The sequence below is a fragment of the Micromonospora sp. 067-2 genome (assembly GCF_046549295.1).
Taxonomy (GTDB): domain Bacteria; phylum Actinomycetota; class Actinomycetes; order Mycobacteriales; family Micromonosporaceae; genus Micromonospora.
The window spans coordinates 24,029-41,319 of record NZ_JAJPWB010000004.1 but is presented as its reverse complement, the minus strand read 5'-3'; the positions used below and the strand labels follow the sequence as shown (position 1 = coordinate 41,319).

Sequence of the window (17,291 nt, the reverse complement as noted above, 5' to 3'; positions counted from 1 at the left end):
TTGCGGTGGGGTTCCGGGTGGGAGCCCACCCCCGCTCCGGACGGTCAGGCTCGATCCCTGCGCGGGGCGGCCTTGAGGGGGTCGTGGCCCCAGTTCATGAGGGACCAGCGCCACTTGGTGTCGCGGACGTCGCCGGTGGGACGCTGAGCCATGTGCCGGTGCACGTAGCCGATCACCTTGCGCATGTGCTTGTAGTCGCCATCGGACAGGTCGGCCCGTTTGCGGCGGAGCAGGTCGATGATCCGTCGACCCATCTCGTGGCCGACCGACTCGCCGCCGCCGGACTGGCCGCCCTTGTGCCAGCCGACCCGCTTCGACTCGTCGCTCTCCAACCAGGTGGACAGCTCGCGAGGCTTCATGTTGACCGCGTCGGTGAACTCCCGGTAGGTGTCCCTGCCGTCGTCATTCTTGCTCATGACGCAACGCCTCCGGTCGATGGGCCACCTCACGGTCCGTTCCGTCACTGCGGACCCGGTACTGAGGGTCGTCGGCGGAGGCGTTCACCGCCCGCCCGCGAATCCGCGTCCGCTCGGTGATTTCGCCCTGTACCACGCCGTACGCCCGGCTGCCGTGGCTCGACCAGGAGACGTGGTCGCCCTTGTGGAACCTCTGCTCGGCCATGGTGTTCGGCTACCCGGCACCGCCGGGGCGAAACGGGCTACGGAGTGATCTCGGCGATCGGCAGCTTCAGCTCGAAGGGCTCGGTCAGCTCGATCACGTCGGCGCTCTCGGTGATCAGCTCATATTGCCGCTCACCGCCGGGACCGACCCGGTCACCGATGCGGTACGCGTACAGGTGCACCGGATTCTGCTCGATCCGCCAGTAGAACGGGATGGCCGCCGCGGCGTACTCGCCCGGCTTGGCGATTCGATCGGTGCGGCGGGTTCCCGGCGAGACGATCTCCACTGCCAGAATTACGTCCTCGGGCCGCAGAAGCGACCGATTCGCGGCCAGTCCGGATCGGCGCAGCAGTACGTCCGGTTGGCGGCTGGTAGTGAAGCTGAGCCCGACTCCAACTGCCTGGGCGACCCGCAGATCGGAGGGGGCGTGCTGTAGCAGCCAACGGGAGAGCAGGAGTGAGATGTCCTGGTGGCCCAGGGTGGGGGAGGGTGTCACCTGGATTACGCCGTCGACGAGTTCGACGCGGGGGGCGTCGTCCGGCAGGCCGAGCAGGTCCTCGAGCGTGTAGTCGGCACGCTGCTGCCGCGTCGGATCCGGACACCAGGGGCCAGGCGATGTCGGGACGGGCTCGGCGCTCATCAGGCGAGCCTGCCGCCGATCGATGCGATGCAGGCCGCACCGCGAGTGCGACGAGCCCGTCAACCGAAGGGCTTCTCGGTGACGAAGATGGCGGTGCCGGGGAAGAGCCGCCCGCGTAGAGGGCTCCACTGCCCCCAGATCCCCTCGTGCCCGGCCGGCCACTCCGGCTCCACCAGGTCCAGCAGCCGGAACCCGGCTCCGACCAGCTCGCGGATCCGGTCGCCGAGGGTGCGGTGCTGTTCGACGTAGGTGGCCACGCCGGAGGAGTCCTGCTCGACGTAGGGGGAGCGGTCGAAGTACGAGTGCACCGCGGTCAGTCCGCCCTCGCCCGGATCGTCGAGGAAGATCCACCGCATCGGGTGGGTCACCGAGAACACCCACCGGCCGCCGGGGCGCAGCACCCGGTGCACCTCGGCGAACAGGGTCGCCGAGTCGTCCACGAACGGGATCGCGCCGAACGCGGTGCAGGCGAGGTCGAACGACCGGTCGGCGAACGGCAGAGCCAGCGCGTCGGCCTGCACCAGCGGTACGCGTACCCCGGTGCGTGTCGCGGCTTGCGCCGCGTGCCGCAACATGCCGGCGGACAGGTCGAAGGCGACCGGCCGGGCACCCTGTGTGGACAGCCAGCGGGCGGCGGCAGCGGCGCCACAGCCCACCTCCAGCACCCGCCGTTCCGACAGGTCACCGAGCAGCCTGGCGTCGGCCTCGCGCAGCCCCTCGGGGCACCAGAGGAAGTCGACGTCGCCGAGGAACGCGCCGTGCTCGGCCTGGTAGTCGTCGGCGTCGGTGTCCCACCAGCCGCGGTTGGCCCGCCGGGCTTCGGCGTCACCCACCCGGCGCCGGGTCACCCGGCTGTCGTCATCCACGCGCTCACGCTAGGCCCCGCCGGGCTCGGGTGGGCGGTGGGCCGGGCCGACCCGCCGGCCCCGTCGTCCCTGCCGCCGGGACAGGGGGCCGTGGTGCCGGTGGGGCTGATGTGACACACGAGACAGCCGGGGCGGTTTTCCACGCGATTGTTCGACTTTCGCAGGTCATCGCACGGTGAGAAGCCGGGAGGCCTTGCACGCTGTGGTAATGCGCACGGTAGGCTAGACGATGCGCTCGCGGATCGTGTGTCTCGGCAGGGAGCAGGTGCGCGGTCGACGGAGCTACATCATGATCTCACTGTGATCGTTCGGTGTGCCCGACGACGGATCCGCTGGCGCGAACAGGTCACTGCGACACCAGCCTGCTGTGACAACCCATCCGACCGGAGCAACCGCCCACATGACGAGCAGCATCGAGGCCCCCTCGAGCGCCACCCGGGTCACCCACGACGATCTCGGTTCCGAGGAGGCTTTCCTCGCCGCGATCGACGAGACCATCAAGTACTTCAACGACGGCGACATTGTCGAAGGCACCGTCGTCAAGGTCGATCGGGACGAGGTCCTGCTCGACATCGGCTACAAGACCGAGGGTGTCATCCCCTCTCGTGAGTTGTCGATCAAGCACGACGTGGACCCCGCCGAGGTTGTGACGGTCGGTGACCACATCGAGGCCCTGGTCCTCCAGAAGGAGGACAAGGAGGGTCGTCTGATCCTCTCCAAGAAGCGGGCACAGTACGAGCGGGCCTGGGGCACGATCGAGAAGATCAAGGACGAGGACGGCGTCGTCCGCGGCTCGGTCATCGAGGTGGTCAAGGGTGGTCTCATCCTCGACATCGGGCTTCGCGGCTTCCTGCCGGCGTCCCTGGTCGAGATGCGGCGTGTGCGCGACCTGCAGCCGTACGTCGGGCGGGAGCTCGAAGCCAAGATCATCGAGCTGGACAAGAACCGCAACAACGTGGTCCTGTCCCGCCGGGCCTGGCTGGAGCAGACGCAGTCCGAGGTGCGCACCGAGTTCCTCAACAAGCTGCAGAAGGGCCAGGTCCGCAAGGGCGTCGTGTCCTCGATCGTCAACTTCGGCGCGTTCGTCGACCTCGGCGGCGTCGACGGTCTGGTGCACGTCTCCGAGCTGTCCTGGAAGCACATCGACCACCCGTCCGAGGTCGTTGAGGTGGGCCAGGAGGTCGAGGTCGAGGTCCTGGACGTCGACCTGGACCGCGAGCGCGTCTCGCTGTCGCTGAAGGCGACGCAGGAGGACCCGTGGCGGCAGTTCGCCCGCACCCACGCGATCCAGCAGATCGTGCCGGGTAAGGTCACCAAGCTGGTTCCGTTCGGTGCGTTCGTCCGCGTGGACGACGGCATCGAGGGCCTGGTCCACATCTCCGAGCTGGCCGAGCGCCACGTGGAGATCCCGGAGCAGGTCGTCCAGGTCGGCTCCGAGGTCATGGTCAAGGTCATCGACATCGACCTTGAGCGCCGCCGGATCTCGCTGTCGCTCAAGCAGGCCAACGAGGGCTTCGTCGAGGGCGAGGAGCACTTCGACCCCACCCTCTACGGCATGGCAGCGACGTACGACACCGAGGGCAACTACATCTACCCCGAGGGCTTCGACCCGGAGACGGGCGAGTGGCTCGAGGGGTACGACAAGCAGCGCGAGACCTGGGAGAACCAGTACGCCGAGGCTCGTGTCCGCTGGGAGGCCCACACCAAGCAGGTGCAGACCTCTCGGGCCGCCGACGCCGAGGCCGCTGCCAACCCGACTCCGGTCGTCCCGGCCGCCGCTGGTGGCACCACCTCCTCGTCCAGCAGCCCGGCTCCGAGCCGGCAGGCCGAGGAGCCGGCCGGCACCCTGGCCACCGACGAGGCGCTCGCCGCACTGCGGGAGAAGCTCGCCGGCGGTAAGTGACCCGCTGAACGACGAAGGGCCCCGTCCCCGCGATCTCTCCGATCGCCGGGGGCGGGGCCCTCGCCGTACCCGCAGTTGGCCGGTGAGTCGTCGCGGACGGTTGCGCCCGCGCGGAAGGCTGCGCCGCGTTCAAGATCGCGCTCGATCCAGGAAGTAGTGGGGTTGCGGTTACCGAGACGGCACTACAACCAGGATCGAGCGTGATCATGCGGCCGGGCCGGGGCCGGGCCGGGGCTGGGCCGGGCCGGGCCGGCGCGGCGCGGGAGGGCGCGGGAGGGCGCGGGGGCGGCGCGGGAGGGCGCGGGGCGGCGCGGGAGGGCGCGGGGCGGGCCCGCGTGGCCGGGTGGCGCGGGGTGGCGCGGGGGTGGCGCGGGGCGGGGCGGCGTGGGGGCGAGCTTGGGGCGGTTTGGCGGCGACGCTCGTGATCCGGTTGACTGGTCCGGTGCTGAGGGTGGGATTGACCGGCGGTATCGGGTCGGGCAAGAGCGCGGTGGCCGCGCGGCTGGTCGAACGGGGTGCGGTGCTGGTCGACGCCGACCAGGTTGCCCGGGAGGTCGTCGCACCGGGCACCGATGGCCTGGCCGAGATCGTCGCCACCTTCTCCGGGCGGGTGCTGGACGCCGACGGCGCGCTGGACCGCGCCGCACTGGGCGCGGTGGTGTTCGCCGACGAGACCGCCCGCCGGCGGCTCGAGGCGATCACCCATCCCCGGGTCCGTGCCCGTACCGCCGAACTGATGGCTGCGGCGGCACCGGACGCGATCGTCGTCAATGACGTACCGCTGCTGGTCGAGGTGGGTCTGGCGCCCACGTACCACCTGGTGGTCGTGGTGCGCACGGCCGTGACGACCCGACTGGACCGGCTGGCGCGCGATCGTGGGATGGATCGCGCGGAGGCCGAGCGGCGGATCGCCGCGCAGGCCGACGACGCGCGTCGTCGCGCGGCGGCGGACGTGGTGTTGACCAACGACGCGAGCCTCGCGGAGCTGCACGCCGCCGTCGACAGGCTCTGGCGCGAGCGACTGGTGCCCTACGAGAGCAACCTGCGGGAGCGGCGGGTGGCTCCGCCGGCCCGGGTCGACCTGGCCGAGACCGACCCGAGCTGGCCCGAGCAGTACGCCCGGCTGGCCGCCCGGATCCGGCACGCGCTCGCCCCGGCCGACCTGCGGCTCGACCACATCGGCTCGACTGCGGTGCCCGGTCTCGCCGCCGAGGACGTCATCGACGTGCAGGTGGCCGTTCCCGGCCTCGGCGACGCCGACGGGACCCTGGCGGATCGGCTGGCGAATGCCGGGTTCCCGAGGGTGCCGGGGCACTGGTGGGACGATCCACGCCCGGCCGGCAGCGGCCGGTGGGGAAAGCGGCTGCACGGCAGCGCCGACCCGGCCCGCCCGGTACGCCTACACGTGCGAGCGGCCGACTCGCCGGGCTGGCGGTACGCGCTGCTGCTGCGCGACCACCTCCGCGCCGACCCGGACCGGCGCGCCGCCTATCTGCTGCTCAAGCGGGAGCTGGTCGACGCGGCGCCGGACGTCGAGGGACCAGGTACGACCCGTGATCCATGGTTCGACGAGGAGTACCTGCGGGCCGAGCGGTGGGCCGCGCAGACCGGCTGGCGGCCCTGAGGAGCCCGGCCCGGCGAGTCAGGGTGTGCCGGGACGCCGGGTCCCGCCGACCGGTCGGGCGGCTGTCGGCGCGCGGGGCGCCGGGGCGAGCCGGGGCACCGCGGCGGGATCGAGGTCCAGCTGCGCCCACGCGCCGGAACTCGTGTACAGCTCCAGCCGCCGCAGCGACCCGCCCCGGTCGATCCAGTGGCGCAGCCGCGCGTCGGCGGTGCGCAACTCGATCACGTCCACTGTCCGCCCACCGATGACGTCCTCCCGTACCCGTACGGCCGCACCGCGCTGGGTGGACGGACCGGTGGCGGCGACCGCGGCGCCGACCAGCAGGCTCAGGTCGTCCGTTCCGGACCGGGTGAACCGCCACCCTCCCACCGGCGGTGGCAGCGGCGGCCCTCCGGGCGCCTCCGCGGTGCCGCCACCGGCGGTTGCCGGCACGTCCGCCCGGGCCAGGCCGGTGCTGTCCCGCCAGAGCAGGGTCCGGCGATCCGGTACGCCCAGGTCGGCGACGGACAGGTACGCGGTGCGGGCGGCCCAGCTCAACCAGCCGGTGCCGCGCAGGTTGGTGTCGGTGCCCGTCGGCGTCGTCAGCGTCAGCGCGGCACCGCCCTGGGCGCGCAGACGGGTCGGCAGCCGGTCCAGCCGGTTCTGCTCGGCGTCGGTGAGTGCGCGGGGCTGGCCGGGACGGCCGCCGAGCGCGTCCACCGGGCGCAGCGTCGGCCGGTCGGCCCGGTTGAGTGTCACCGTGACCGGGCCGACACCGGGCAGCCCGACCACCAGCTTGTGCAGCCGCGACTCCTGGTCGAGCCAGTAGCGGGGCGGCCGGTCCGGGTGGCTGTTTCCCGTGCTGCCCGGCGTGCTGCCTGCGGGGGATGTCCCGGCGGGTAGCGGCGCCTCGAAGATGTCCACCGGCCCGGCCGCCACGGTGTCCCGGGCGATCCAGCGGGCACCGCTGTCCCGCAGCGCCGGGGCTGGGTCCGGACGGTCGGCGGCGAGGCCGCGCAGCAGGTCGAGCACGGGTGCCAGGCTCGCGCCCGGCGCCAGTCGGTGCAGCCGCCACCGGTCCGTCGGAGGCACCAGCGGTGGCGCGGCGGGAGTGGGCACCGCCGTCGGGTCCGGCCGGATCACCAGCACGTGGCCGGCGCTCTGCAGCAGCCCACGCTCGGTGCCCGCGCCCGGACCACCCACATCGAGGTAGAGCAGCGTCCGCGACCAGTCCACCCAGCCGACGAGTTCGGTCCGGGTGGCTTCGGCACCGAGCGTGACACGGACCCCGGCGCGCAGGTCCCGCAGGTTGGTGACCCGCATCGCGGCCAAGCGCTCGCCCTCGGCCGTGGTCAGCGGCCGGGCCGGCTCGGGCGGGTCGGGGGCCCAACTCAGCAGCCCGATCACCAGTCCCGTCGCGGACGTCGCCGCGGTCAGCCCGAGCAGCATCAGGACCGTCCGCCGTCGGCGGCTGGCCGGGGCCGGTCCGGCGTTGTCGACGGCCGGGTCGACGCTGCTGCCGGGGCGGCTGGTGTCGGTGACGTCGGCGGTGGCGGCCGGGCCGGTGCGGTGGCGGCCGGTGGTGGACCGGTCAGCTGACCAGGTGCCCGGCCGGCTCGTGTCGGTGCCGTCGGGCGGGGACGTGCTCCCGGTGTCGGTGTCGGGCGCCGGGTTCGCAGAGGTGTCCACGGATGTGAAACGGGTGGGGTGGCACCGGGGTGACGAGCAGGGGCGCTCGCGGCGGCCGGTCTGCGCCTCGAGCGCGACCACACGGGTGCGCACGCCGGACGCGCCGGGTGCTGCGACCGCTGTGCCGGGGGCGGCCGGCCGAAATGACGGCCTGGCCACCGGCCCGGTCGGCCGCCGCGAGCGGCCTACGACGAGAGCCTAGCCGCGGTGACATGCGCCACACAATGGGAATATTGAAGCTGATCACGTACCCGTCGTGACGGCCGTTCCTGTCGGACCTCCGGCGTACCGTTGACGTCATGGCGCTCGACATCCCACGGCTCGACGGCCGCTTCCAGGTCGTCAGTGACTTCCAGCCGGCCGGCGACCAGCCGGCCGCCATCGACGACCTCGAGCGTCGGGTTCGGCGCGGCGACCGCAACACCGTGCTGCTCGGAGCGACCGGCACCGGCAAGAGCGCCACCACCGCGTGGCTGGTCGAGCGGCTGCAGCGCCCGACCCTGGTGCTCGCACCGAACAAGACGCTCTGCGCGCAGCTGGCCAAGGAGTTCAGCGAGCTGCTGCCGGACAACGCGGTCGAATACTTCGTCTCGTACTACGACTACTACCAGCCCGAGGCGTACATCCCGCAGACCGACACCTACATCGAGAAGGACTCCTCGATCAACGAGGAGGTCGAGCGGCTGCGGCACTCGGCGACGATGTCCCTGCTGACCCGGCGCGACGTGATCGTGGTGGCCACGGTGTCGGCGATCTACGGCCTGGGCACCCCGGAGGAATACCTCGACCGGGCGGTCCGGGTGCAGGTCGGCCAGGAGCTCGACCGCGACCAGCTGCTGCGCCGTCTGGTCGACATCCGCTACACCCGCAACGACATGGCCTTCCAGCGGGGCACCTTCCGGGTCCGCGGCGACACGCTCGAGATCATCCCGGCGTACGAGGAGTTGGCGGTCCGCATCGAGCTGTTCGGCGACGAGGTGGAGAAGCTCTACTACCTCAACCCGTTGACCGGTGACGTGGTCCGCGAGGTCGACCAGCTGGTGATCTTCCCGGCCACCCACTACGCGGCCGGCCCGGAGCGGATGGAGCGGGCGATCCGTGACATCGAGGCCGAGCTGGCCGAGCGGCTCGCCGAGCTGGAGCGGCAGGGCAAGCTGCTGGAGGCGCAGCGACTGCGGATGCGCACCACCTACGACATCGAGATGATGCGGCAGGTGGGCTTCTGCTCCGGCATCGAGAACTACTCGATGCACATGGACGGGCGGCAGCCCGGCAGCCCGCCGCACGCCCTGCTCGACTACTTCCCGGACGACTTCCTCACCGTCGTCGACGAGTCGCACGTGACGATCCCGCAGATCGGCGGCATGTACGAGGGCGACGCGTCCCGCAAGCGGATGCTCATCGACCACGGCTTCCGGCTGCCCAGCGCGGCCGACAACCGACCGCTGCGCTTCGACGAGTTCCTCGAGCGGGTCGGCCAGATGGTCTACCTGTCCGCGACCCCCGGCACGTGGGAGATGGAGCAGGCCCAGGGCGAGTTCGTCGAGCAGGTCATCCGGCCCACCGGTCTGGTCGACCCGGAGGTCGTGATCAAGCCGACCAAGGGCCAGATCGACGACCTGATGCACGAGATCAAGCTGCGCACCGACCGGGACGAGCGGGTGCTGGTCACCACGCTGACCAAGAAGATGGCCGAGGACCTGTCCGACTATCTCCTCGAGAACGGCATCCGGGTGCGCTACCTCCACTCGGAGGTCGACACGCTGCGCCGGGTCGAGCTGCTGAGCGAGCTGCGCAAGGGCGACTACGACGTGCTGGTCGGCATCAACCTGCTCCGCGAAGGTCTGGACCTGCCCGAGGTGTCGTTGGTGGCGATCCTCGACGCTGACAAGGAGGGCTTCCTGCGCAGCGGCCGGTCGCTGATCCAGACCATCGGGCGGGCCGCCCGTAACGTCTCCGGTCAGGTGCACATGTACGCCGACAAGATCACTCCGTCGATGGCGAACGCCATCGACGAGACTGATCGGCGTCGTGCCAAGCAGATCGCGCACAACGAGGCGCACGGGATCAGCCCGGAGCCGCTTCGCAAGAAGATCCACGACATCCTGGACGACATCTACCGCGAGGCGGAGGACACCGAGAACTCCCGGGTCGGCGGTGCGGTGCGCCAGCTCTCCCGCGGTAAGGCGCCGGTCAAGGAGACCCGCAGCCGCAGTCGGGGGTCTGCCACCACCCCCTCCCGGGAGGGGATGGCCCGCGCCGACCTGGCCCAGCTCATCCAGGAGCTCAACGACCAGATGTTGGGCGCCGCCCGCGAGTTGCAGTTCGAGTTGGCGGCCCGGATCCGCGACGAGGTCTCCGACCTGAAGAAGGAACTGCGCGGCATGGACGCCGCCGGCGTGAAGTAGCGACAGCTTCCGACCGGCCGCGACCGTTGGGCGCGGCCGGTCAGCACGCGCGAAGGCTGCCGACCGGTTGCGGTGCGCGAGCGCGCTATTGCACTGGGTGACCGATTCTGCGTACTCTCCCTCGATGGGGAGGCGGGGATGCCGTTGCCAACGAGTCCTGTCATTCGACGTGTGCGGCTCGGTGCCGAGCTGCGTCAGCTCCGTCGGCGCGAGGCGCTGACCCTGGAGCAGGTCTGCGAACGGTTGGGCTGGGCCTCGACGTCGAAACTGTCCCGCATCGAGCTGGGCCAGAGTCGACCGGACCTCGCCGACGTGCTGGATCTCCTCGACGTCTACCAGGTGCCGTCGCCGGCCCGCGACGCGCTGATCGTGATCGCCCGGGACGCGGCCACCAGTCGTGGTTGGTGGAGGACCCTGGGCGAGATGAGCGAGCGGCAGCGCACGTACGCCGAGCTGGAGACGGGTGCCGCTCACATCGTCGAGTACCAGCCGGCGGTCGTGCCGGGGCTGCTCCAGACGCCGGCGTACGCCCGGGTCCGGGTCGCCGCCGGCGGCCTGTTCACACCGGAGATCGATGTCGAGGCCGAGGTGCGTGCCCGGACGCTGCGACAGGAGGTGCTGCGCCGGAGCGACCCGCCGCGCTACACGGCGGTGCTCGCCGAGACGGCCTGCGACCCGGGCGACCTGCCGATCCCGGTCTGGCGTGAACAGCTGCGCCACCTGGTCGCCCTGACCGGCCTGGCCCACGTGACGGTCCGACTGTTGCCCCGCGGCGGAGCGGCCGATGGCGGGCTGCACCCGCTCACCCCGTACTCCTGCTATGCCTTTCCCGACCCGGCGGACCCGCGGACGGTGATGCTGGAGGCGTTGACCACCGACGTGCGGTTGGCCACGGCGCTCGACGTCGACCGGTACGAGCGGATGACCGAGGCGCTGCTGGCCGCGGCGTTGTCACCGGAGGAGACGGTGACCGCGCTGGCCCGCCGCGTCGGGGAGTGAGGCTGGGGCTGCGCGCCGCGCGGCCACCAGGCCCGGCGCCCCCGAGCCCGTCGGGACCGGCGGCCGGCGCGTGCGGTGGGCACGCTAACCGTGGGGTACGACAGCTGCCCTCAGGCCGGTACGTCGACGAAGTGCTCGACCAGCGGCGGCCCGGCGAAGTGCGGCCCGATCAGCGCGCGCCACTGCTCGAACCGTTCGGTAGCCCGGAAGTTCTCGTTGTGCGCCTCGACCGAGTCCCATTCGACCAGCAGGACGAACCGGCTCGGCGACTCGATGCCCCGGGTCATCCGCACCGACCGGCAGCCGGGTGTCCCGGCGAGCACCGGGTGGCCCTGGGAGTACGCGGCGGCGAACTCGTCCTCGTGTCCGGGCAGAACGTCGATCAACGCGACCTCGAGCACCATGCCGGAAGCCTCCCACGGTGGAGAAGCCTGCTGCGGCCCAGGGTCTGTTCCGGCGCCCGAGGTAACCCGACACGGACGCGCGGGCCACCGCCGTCTGGGAGGAGCGCTACCTCGGCACCGCGTCGCCGCAGGTCCGGGCCGCAGCCCGCCGGCCGGCGTTGTACCTGCTGACCGACCACCGGAACGTGCCCTTCGCCGACGACGGGCTGCGCGGCGGTGAGCACCTGCGGAGTTGGATGACCGAGCGGTTCCGCACCGAGTTGGCCGGATGCGGTGTTCCGATGGTGGAGCTGACCGGACCGCACGCCGAGCGGCTGGGCCGGGCGGTGGCGGCCTGCGACGCGCTGCTCGCGGCCGGCTGGTCGCTCACCGACCCGATCGCCGCGCCCGACGCGCGCTAGCCTCCCGTCAGTCGGGCCGGGGGAGTGACCAGGCGGAGCACGGCGGCGTGCAGGTCCTCGCGTTGCGTGTCGGTCCAGTCGGCGGCGTTTCCGGCGGCGGTGATGCTGCCGTGCGCCAGCGTCAGCACGGTGTCCAGGAGGCGGTCGGCGGGAAGGACAGTGCTGACGAGACCGGCCGTCTGGGCCTCGGCGACGGCCTCGGCCTTGTCCCGCATCGCCCGCACGACCAGCGGTAGCGTCCGCATCAGGTCGGGTCGTTCGAGGGTCTGCCACAGGGCCAGCCGGACCAGGTGCGGGTGCCCGCGGTAGAAGTCGAAGACCTCCACGGCGTAGCCGGGCAGGTCGGTGGCGTCGAAGCCGACGCTGTCCTGCGCCTGCAGCACGTGGTGCTCGATGACCGCGTCGAACAGGCCGTCCTTGTTGCCGAAGTACGCGTAGAGCATGCGCTGGTTCGCCGCCGCGGCTTCGGCGATGCGCGCGGTACGCCCACCGGCGAGACCGAACGCGGCGAACTCGTCGGTGGCCGCGGCGAGGATCCGTCGCCGGGTCCTCGCCGCGTCGCGCGCCGGACGCGCGGGACCCGTCTCAGCTGCCATGGAGCATCGCGTCGTGCTGCTGGTCCAGCAGGCCGAAGTAGTCGTGTGCGTTGGGAAACGACCAGAAGCGGCCAGCGCGGATCGCGCCGAGAATGATGTCCGCGGCGGTGTCGGGGGCTATCCCGTTGTCGACTGTGTCCTTCAGCTGGTCGAGCACATCCTGGGCGGCCGACGCGATTGGTGCTCCGGCGTATCGGGCGCGCTCCTCCTCGAGGATCGAGGTCGCGACGGCCCCGGGGCAGACCACCGACACGCCGATGGGAGTGCCGCTGGCCCGCAACTCCGCGAGCAGCACCTGGGAGAGGCCGACCACCGCGTGCTTGGAGGCGGTGTACGGAGCCTTCATCGGCACCGGCATCAGACCTGCCATCGAAGCGGTGTTGACCACGTGGCCGGGGTCTCCACCGTCGATCATGCGCGGAACGAATGAGCGGATGCCGTGCACCACGCCCATCAGGTTGACGCCGAGAGCGAGGTCCCAGTCCGACAGGGGTGTCTGCCAGCTGTAACCGACCGTCGAGGTGCCGGCGTTGTTGCACAGGACGTGCACGGCACCGAACTCCGCGTAGGCAGCCTCGGCGAGGGCGTCCACCGCCGCTGGATCCGCCACGTCGGTGGGCACGGGCAACGCCCGTCCGCCGGAGGCGCGGATCTCCTCGGCCACCGCCGTGATCGCCTCGCCGTGCCGGTCGGCCAGGACGACGTTCGCGCCCGCCCGGCTCAAGGCGCGTACGAGTGCCCGGCCGATACCCGATCCCGCTCCGGTGACCACCGCCGTCCGACCGGCGAAGTCGGAGATCGGAATGATGCCGGCCTCGACCGCGCTCATGCGTTCACCGACCGGCTCAGGTCGGCCCAGCGGTCCAACTCGGCGAGCTTGCGCTGCTCGCCGGCCCGAATGTAGTGGAGGGCGTCGGCGGAGAGTGGGAACCACAGTGGCGGCTCGGGTAGATCGAGCAGACCCGGGATCAGCGCGGCGGCCCGAGCGGGATCGGTGCCGTACTGGCCGGCCTGCGGGCCGCCGTAGAGGTTGAGCATCGGAGCCAGCGCCTCGGCGTAGTGGGCTTCGGGCTCGGGCAACGTCATCGAGGTTGCGAGGGTCGTCGCCATCGCGCCCGGCTCGACAATGCTCACGCGCACACCGAAGGGCGCGACCTCGACGGCGAGCGCCTCGGAGAAACCTTCCAGGGCGAACTTCGCCGTGACGTACGCGCCCAGCCCGGCTGCCGGTGCCAGTCGACCGCTGACCGACGAGAGTTGGACGACGTGACCACCGCGCTGCTGGCGGAGCACCGGCAGGGCCGCCTTGGTGACGTTGACCGCTCCCCAGAGGTTGGTCTCGACCTGCGCCCGGAAGTCGGCGAGGCTGGTGTCCTCGATGCTGGCCACGTTCGCATATCCGGCGTTGTTGATCAGGACGTCCAGCCGGCCGAAGTCGCGGACCGCGACCTGCACCGCCGCCTCGGCGGCCTGCGGGTCGGTGACGTCCAGGGTGATCGCCCGGGCGGTGTCCGGATGAGCGTCGGCAAGGTCCTGCACGGCGGTTGAGTCGCGGGCCGTGGCGACCACCAGGTTTCCGGCGGCGAGCGCGGCACGTGCCAACTCTCGCCCCAGCCCGCGGGAACTGCCGGTTATCAAGAACACCCGTTGCATGGTCGACCTCTCCTAATAAGTAACAAGATACTTACATCGTAGCTCGACAGATCCTCCGCATTGCCGGCGGACCGACCGGCACTGCGGCAGGGAGTGCCGGACGGCTATTCCCGCCGGGCGGGTGGCCAGCACCACCGGACACCCGGGGTGTGATCACGGCGCGTGGTGGGCAACAATGATTACCGAGGAGGGGAGTATTCCCTCGCGACGGAGTCGTCAGCACGGTCGGCCGCCGGTTACCGGCGTCCCGACCCGGCGCCGTCGGTCGCCGTTCCGTTCGCGGGCGGCGGCGGAAGAGACCTCCGACAGCCACCAGAGTGAGCGTCAGCGGCACGCCGGACCCCGCCAGGGCGTACGGTGTGGCCGACGCCGCGTGTCTGCCGGAGGAATGGACGTTGGACGTGTCCGGATTGGTGTGGGCGGGGACTCTCGTCGCACTGACTGCGGTGCTGCTCGTCGACCTGTTGATCATTGGTCGGCGTCCGCACGAGCCCAGTGTGCGCGAATCGAGCCTCTGGGTCGCCTTCTATGTCGGTCTGGCCCTGCTCTTCGGCGTCGGTGTCTGGCTGACCGCCGGGGCCAGCTCGGCCGGGCAGTTCTACACCGGCTGGCTCACCGAGTACAGCCTCTCGGTGGACAACCTCTTCGTCTTCGTGATCATCATGGCCCGCTTCGGGGTGCCCCGGCAGTACCAGCAGAAGGTGCTGCTGGTCGGGATCGTGCTGGCGTTGGTGATGCGCGGTGGGTTCATCGCCGCCGGCGCCGCCCTGATCTCGCAGTTCTCCTGGGTCTTCTACATCTTCGGCGCGTTCCTGATCTACACGGCGGTCAACCTGGCCCGGCAGGGTGAGCCGAACGAGGACGAGTTCTCCGAGAACCTGCTGATCCGGTGGAGCCGCAAGGCGTTGCCGATCTCGAAGGACTACGACGGCGCGAGGCTGACCACGCACTCGGCCGGCAAGCGGCTCTTCACCCCGATGCTGATCGTCATGATCGCGATCGGCACCACCGACCTGATCTTCGCCCTGGACTCGATTCCCGCGATCTTCGGCATCACCCAGGAGCCGTACCTGGTCTTCACCGCGAACGTCTTCGCGCTGATGGGCCTGCGCCAGCTCTACTTCCTGCTCGGGGGCCTGCTGGATCGGCTGATCTACCTGAGCTACGGGCTGGCCGTCGTGCTCGGCTTCATCGGGGTCAAGCTGATGCTGGAGGCGCTGGCCGACAACAACCTGCCGTTCATCAACGGCGGGGAGCACGTGGGCTGGGCGCCGCACATCCCGATCTGGCTGTCCCTACTGGTCATCCTCGGCACCCTGCTGGTCGCCACGATCGCCAGCCTCATGAAGTCCGCTCGGGACCGACGCCGCGAGTTGGCCGGGACACGGCGCTGAGCCTCCACCGGCCGGGTGCGGGAACGCGCCCGGCCGGTCAGACCCGGTGCACACCGACCAGGGTGGCCGTGCGCTCGGCCGGCAGCGGCTCCTCCACCACCCGCCGTCGTCGGTAGCAGGCGTGCAGCATCCGCCGGGTCCCGTGGTCGCCCGGGGCGGCGGTGACGATCCCGATGTGGTGGATCTTCCGACCGGGGCGGGCGAAGAAGTAGAGGTCGCCGGGTCGTTCCGCGCCGAACGGCAGGGGAGTGGTCGCCACCGCCTGATCGTCGGCGTCGCGGGGCAGCAGCACGCCGAACCGCCGCCAGGCCAGGTGCACCAGCCCGGAGCAGTCGATGCCGTGGGCGGAGAGCCCGCCCCAGACGTAGGAGACGTGCAGGAGCCGCTGCGCCACCGCCAGCGCGGCGACGGCGGTGGGCTGCTCGGACGGTGCCGGTGCCAGTTGGCCGTCGGGCAGCCAGAGGGGCGCGGCGTGACCGGGGACGTGCACCGGCTGCCAGCCCTCGCGTGTCGGGCCGGCCGGAACGAGACGGGTGCCGACGACCACGCCGGGCAGCACCACCGGCCCGTCCGGCGTGGCGCGCAGGTCGACGACCGTGGCGTCCACCACGAGCGGGTTTCCGGCGACGGTCGGGTCCACCGGGGCCAGTTGGTCGGCGGGTAGCCAGCCCGGGTAGCCGCGCGGGTCCAGCTTCGCGGCCGGCTGCTCGACGGCCACCACCCGCGCCCACCCGTCCGGGCGCAGTTCGCTGAGAAACACCCGCTCACCCAGCAGCAGTTGGCTCAGCACGCAGTCGCCGACCTGCTGGTCGGTGTCCAGACCGGAGACCCAGGCCGGAATGTCGGTGCACGCGCTGAGCGCCGGCCGGTCGACGGCCCGGACAGCCTCGGGGGACGACCAGAGTGTCGCCACGGCGACTCGGACGACGGCCTCGCGGCCCGGTCGCAGCTCCACGTCAACCCCCAGCTCGTGTCGGCCGTCCCCGAGAAACCATATGAAAGAAACCAACAGTCATCAACTGCGAGCCTGAAATTTTACTTCAGCCAGACCGGAGATGCCCAGGCCGGGGGCGTCCGGCAGCACCACCGTCGCCCCCTCGTAGCGGATCCCACCCTGCACCGGCGACCAGGCCAGCCACCACGCGGCGTCCAGATCGGCAACGGCCGTGGTGCCGTACGCGGCGACCAGGCTGGCGGCCGCCCCGATGCCGACCTGGCTCTCCATCATCGACCCGACAACCGTGCCGAGGCCATGCGCGGCGGCCAGTTCCAGCAGGGTGCGCGCCGGGTGCAGCCCGCCGCACTTGGCGAGCTTGACGTTCACCAGGTCCGCGGCCCGGCGGCGGATCACCTCCACCAGGTCGCGGACTCCGAAGACCGCCTCGTCGGCCAGGATCGGCACGGACACGCGGTCGCTGACCCAGGCCATCCCGTCCAGGTCCCAGCGGGCCACCGGCTGCTCGACCAGCTCGACGTCGAGCCCCGCGTCCTCGATGCCGCGGATCACCCGGACCGCCTCCCGGGGCGTCCAGCCCTGGTTGGCGTCGAGCCGGATGCGGACCCCGGCGCCGACCGCCGCCCGCACCGCCCGCACCCGGTCCAGGTCGCCGGCCGCGTCGGTGCCGACCTTCAGCTTGAGCACGTCGAAACCGTCGGCCCGCCGCTGCCGCGCGGCCGCCGCCAGGTCCACCGCGTCACCGGCGGCCAGCGTGACGTCCGTGGGCACCCGCAGCGTGGTGCCGCCCAACAGCCGCACCAGGGGTACGCCCAGCCGACGGGCGGCCAGATCGTGCAGGGCGACGTCCACCGCCGCCTTCGCCGCCTCGTTGCCGACCACCGCCCGCTGCACCTCGGCGCAGCGGGTCACCAGGTCGTCGGGGTCACGCCCGGTGAGCAGAGGTCCGAGCAGTTCCCGTACGCAGGCCTGAGCACCGCCCACCGATGCGCCGGTGACCTGCCAGACCTGCGGCGCCTCGCCGAAGCCGGACCGACCGTCGGAGTCGATCAGTTCGACGACCAGGGTGTCCACTGTGGTGGTCCGGCGCAGCGCGGTGACGAACGGGGTGTGTAAGGGGGCGGAAACCCGGTGGGTGCGTACCGCCGAGATCGTCATG

16 protein-coding genes and 1 pseudogene are annotated in these 17,291 nt (G+C 71.5%); 6 read left to right on the top strand and 11 right to left on the bottom strand.

Annotation, left to right across the window (positions count from 1 at the left end; genetic code table 11):
• Positions 1–44: 44 nt before the first annotated feature.
• From ACLJN9_RS09975 to ACLJN9_RS09960, 4 genes are read right to left on the bottom strand one after another with little or no spacing between them, the layout of a single operon-like run.
• A complete protein-coding gene (locus ACLJN9_RS09975) occupies positions 45–416 on the bottom strand; it encodes a DUF3140 domain-containing protein (protein WP_410810855.1) in 372 nt (123 codons plus the stop codon).
• Positions 403–621 carry a DUF2945 domain-containing protein gene (locus ACLJN9_RS09970; RefSeq protein ID WP_410810854.1) on the bottom strand — a complete coding sequence of 73 codons (219 nt, stop codon included), beginning with the start codon at positions 619–621 and terminating at the stop codon, positions 403–405. Before ACLJN9_RS09970 ends, ACLJN9_RS09975 begins: the two co-directional genes overlap by 14 nt.
• A gap of 37 nt (positions 622–658) precedes the next feature.
• Positions 659–1,261, bottom strand: coding sequence for a Uma2 family endonuclease (locus tag ACLJN9_RS09965; protein WP_410810853.1), 603 nt, complete (start codon positions 1,259–1,261; stop codon positions 659–661).
• Positions 1,262–1,320: 59 nt separating this feature from the next.
• The gene (locus tag ACLJN9_RS09960) at positions 1,321–2,127 is read right to left on the bottom strand and encodes a class I SAM-dependent methyltransferase (protein WP_410810852.1); all 807 of its coding nucleotides are present in this window, start codon (positions 2,125–2,127) and stop codon (positions 1,321–1,323) included.
• Between the two features lie 400 nt (positions 2,128–2,527).
• Here ACLJN9_RS09960 and rpsA point away from each other — a divergent pair, with 400 nt between their 5' ends.
• The gene (gene rpsA, locus ACLJN9_RS09955; protein ID WP_410810851.1) at positions 2,528–4,030 is read left to right on the top strand and encodes a 30S ribosomal protein S1; all 1,503 of its coding nucleotides are present in this window, start codon (positions 2,528–2,530) and stop codon (positions 4,028–4,030) included.
• Positions 4,031–4,472: 442 nt separating this feature from the next.
• Positions 4,473–5,654 carry a dephospho-CoA kinase gene (gene coaE / locus ACLJN9_RS09950; protein ID WP_410810850.1) on the top strand — a complete coding sequence of 394 codons (1,182 nt, stop codon included), beginning with the start codon at positions 4,473–4,475 and terminating at the stop codon, positions 5,652–5,654.
• 18 nt (positions 5,655–5,672) lie between these two features.
• Here coaE and ACLJN9_RS09945 read toward each other — a convergent pair whose 3' ends face one another.
• Positions 5,673–7,322: a hypothetical protein gene (locus tag ACLJN9_RS09945; protein WP_410810849.1), complete on the bottom strand. Its 1,650-nt coding sequence runs from the start codon at positions 7,320–7,322 to the stop codon at positions 5,673–5,675.
• A 299-nt stretch (positions 7,323–7,621) separates the two neighbouring features.
• Between ACLJN9_RS09945 and uvrB the strand changes: the two genes are divergently transcribed.
• The gene (gene uvrB / locus ACLJN9_RS09940; protein WP_410810848.1) at positions 7,622–9,730 is read left to right on the top strand and encodes an excinuclease ABC subunit UvrB; all 2,109 of its coding nucleotides are present in this window, start codon (positions 7,622–7,624) and stop codon (positions 9,728–9,730) included.
• 138 nt (positions 9,731–9,868) lie between these two features.
• Complete coding sequence (locus ACLJN9_RS09935) at positions 9,869–10,729, top strand: helix-turn-helix domain-containing protein (protein ID WP_410810847.1); 861 nt, start codon at positions 9,869–9,871, stop codon at positions 10,727–10,729.
• A 110-nt stretch (positions 10,730–10,839) separates the two neighbouring features.
• On the opposite strand, the gene ACLJN9_RS09930 is transcribed toward ACLJN9_RS09935, so the two are convergent.
• Entirely contained in the window at positions 10,840–11,133 is a 294-nt protein-coding gene (locus ACLJN9_RS09930; RefSeq protein ID WP_410810846.1) for an antibiotic biosynthesis monooxygenase family protein, read from the bottom strand.
• Between the two features lie 128 nt (positions 11,134–11,261).
• Between ACLJN9_RS09930 and ACLJN9_RS09925 the strand changes: the two are divergent.
• A pseudogene (locus tag ACLJN9_RS09925) lies at positions 11,262–11,534 on the top strand (transcriptional regulator); the annotation flags it as partial.
• Here the strand turns inward: ACLJN9_RS09925 and ACLJN9_RS09920 are convergent.
• Genes ACLJN9_RS09920 through ACLJN9_RS09910 form a run of 3 tightly spaced genes read right to left on the bottom strand, consistent with a single transcriptional unit; the run spans position 11,531 to position 13,783 of the window.
• Positions 11,531–12,130, bottom strand: coding sequence for a TetR family transcriptional regulator (locus tag ACLJN9_RS09920; RefSeq protein ID WP_410810845.1), 600 nt, complete (start codon positions 12,128–12,130; stop codon positions 11,531–11,533). The pseudogene ACLJN9_RS09925 and the gene ACLJN9_RS09920 overlap by 4 nt on opposite strands.
• Positions 12,120–12,959: an SDR family NAD(P)-dependent oxidoreductase gene (locus tag ACLJN9_RS09915; RefSeq protein ID WP_410810844.1), complete on the bottom strand. Its 840-nt coding sequence runs from the start codon at positions 12,957–12,959 to the stop codon at positions 12,120–12,122. Before ACLJN9_RS09915 ends, ACLJN9_RS09920 begins: the two co-directional genes overlap by 11 nt.
• On the bottom strand, positions 12,956–13,783 hold the full coding sequence (locus tag ACLJN9_RS09910) for an SDR family NAD(P)-dependent oxidoreductase (RefSeq protein ID WP_410810843.1): 828 nt from the start codon (positions 13,781–13,783) through the stop codon (positions 12,956–12,958). The genes ACLJN9_RS09915 and ACLJN9_RS09910 overlap by 4 nt, the downstream gene beginning before the upstream one ends.
• Before the next feature lie 395 nt (positions 13,784–14,178).
• Between ACLJN9_RS09910 and ACLJN9_RS09905 the strand changes: the two genes are divergently transcribed.
• A complete protein-coding gene (locus ACLJN9_RS09905; RefSeq protein ID WP_410811431.1) occupies positions 14,179–15,177 on the top strand; it encodes a TerC family protein in 999 nt (332 codons plus the stop codon).
• Between the two features lie 37 nt (positions 15,178–15,214).
• On the opposite strand, the gene ACLJN9_RS09900 is transcribed toward ACLJN9_RS09905, so the two are convergent.
• On the bottom strand, positions 15,215–16,132 hold the full coding sequence (locus tag ACLJN9_RS09900; protein ID WP_410810842.1) for an NlpC/P60 family protein: 918 nt from the start codon (positions 16,130–16,132) through the stop codon (positions 15,215–15,217).
• A gap of 60 nt (positions 16,133–16,192) precedes the next feature.
• Positions 16,193–17,290: a mandelate racemase/muconate lactonizing enzyme family protein gene (locus tag ACLJN9_RS09895; protein ID WP_410810841.1), complete on the bottom strand. Its 1,098-nt coding sequence runs from the start codon at positions 17,288–17,290 to the stop codon at positions 16,193–16,195.
• Between the last annotated feature and the right edge of the window lies 1 nt (position 17,291).

Bases quoted from the DNA above. Each gene is read 5' to 3' on its own strand.
- ACLJN9_RS09975 (WP_410810855.1), bottom strand. From the start codon at position 416: ATGAGCAAGAATGACGACGGCAGGGACACCTACCGGGAGTTCACCGAC.
- ACLJN9_RS09970 (WP_410810854.1), bottom strand. From the start codon at position 621: ATGGCCGAGCAGAGGTTCCACAAGGGCGACCACGTCTCCTGGTCGAGC.
- ACLJN9_RS09965 (WP_410810853.1), bottom strand. From the start codon at position 1,261: ATGAGCGCCGAGCCCGTCCCGACATCGCCTGGCCCCTGGTGTCCGGAT.
- rpsA (WP_410810851.1), top strand. From the start codon at position 2,528: ATGACGAGCAGCATCGAGGCCCCCTCGAGCGCCACCCGGGTCACCCAC.
- uvrB (WP_410810848.1), top strand. From the start codon at position 7,622: ATGGCGCTCGACATCCCACGGCTCGACGGCCGCTTCCAGGTCGTCAGT.
- ACLJN9_RS09935 (WP_410810847.1), top strand. From the start codon at position 9,869: ATGCCGTTGCCAACGAGTCCTGTCATTCGACGTGTGCGGCTCGGTGCC.
- ACLJN9_RS09930 (WP_410810846.1), bottom strand. From the start codon at position 11,133: ATGGTGCTCGAGGTCGCGTTGATCGACGTTCTGCCCGGACACGAGGAC.
- ACLJN9_RS09920 (WP_410810845.1), bottom strand. From the start codon at position 12,130: ATGGCAGCTGAGACGGGTCCCGCGCGTCCGGCGCGCGACGCGGCGAGG.
- ACLJN9_RS09915 (WP_410810844.1), bottom strand. From the start codon at position 12,959: ATGAGCGCGGTCGAGGCCGGCATCATTCCGATCTCCGACTTCGCCGGT.
- ACLJN9_RS09910 (WP_410810843.1), bottom strand. From the start codon at position 13,783: ATGCAACGGGTGTTCTTGATAACCGGCAGTTCCCGCGGGCTGGGGCGA.
- ACLJN9_RS09895 (WP_410810841.1), bottom strand. From the start codon at position 17,290: ATGACGATCTCGGCGGTACGCACCCACCGGGTTTCCGCCCCCTTACAC.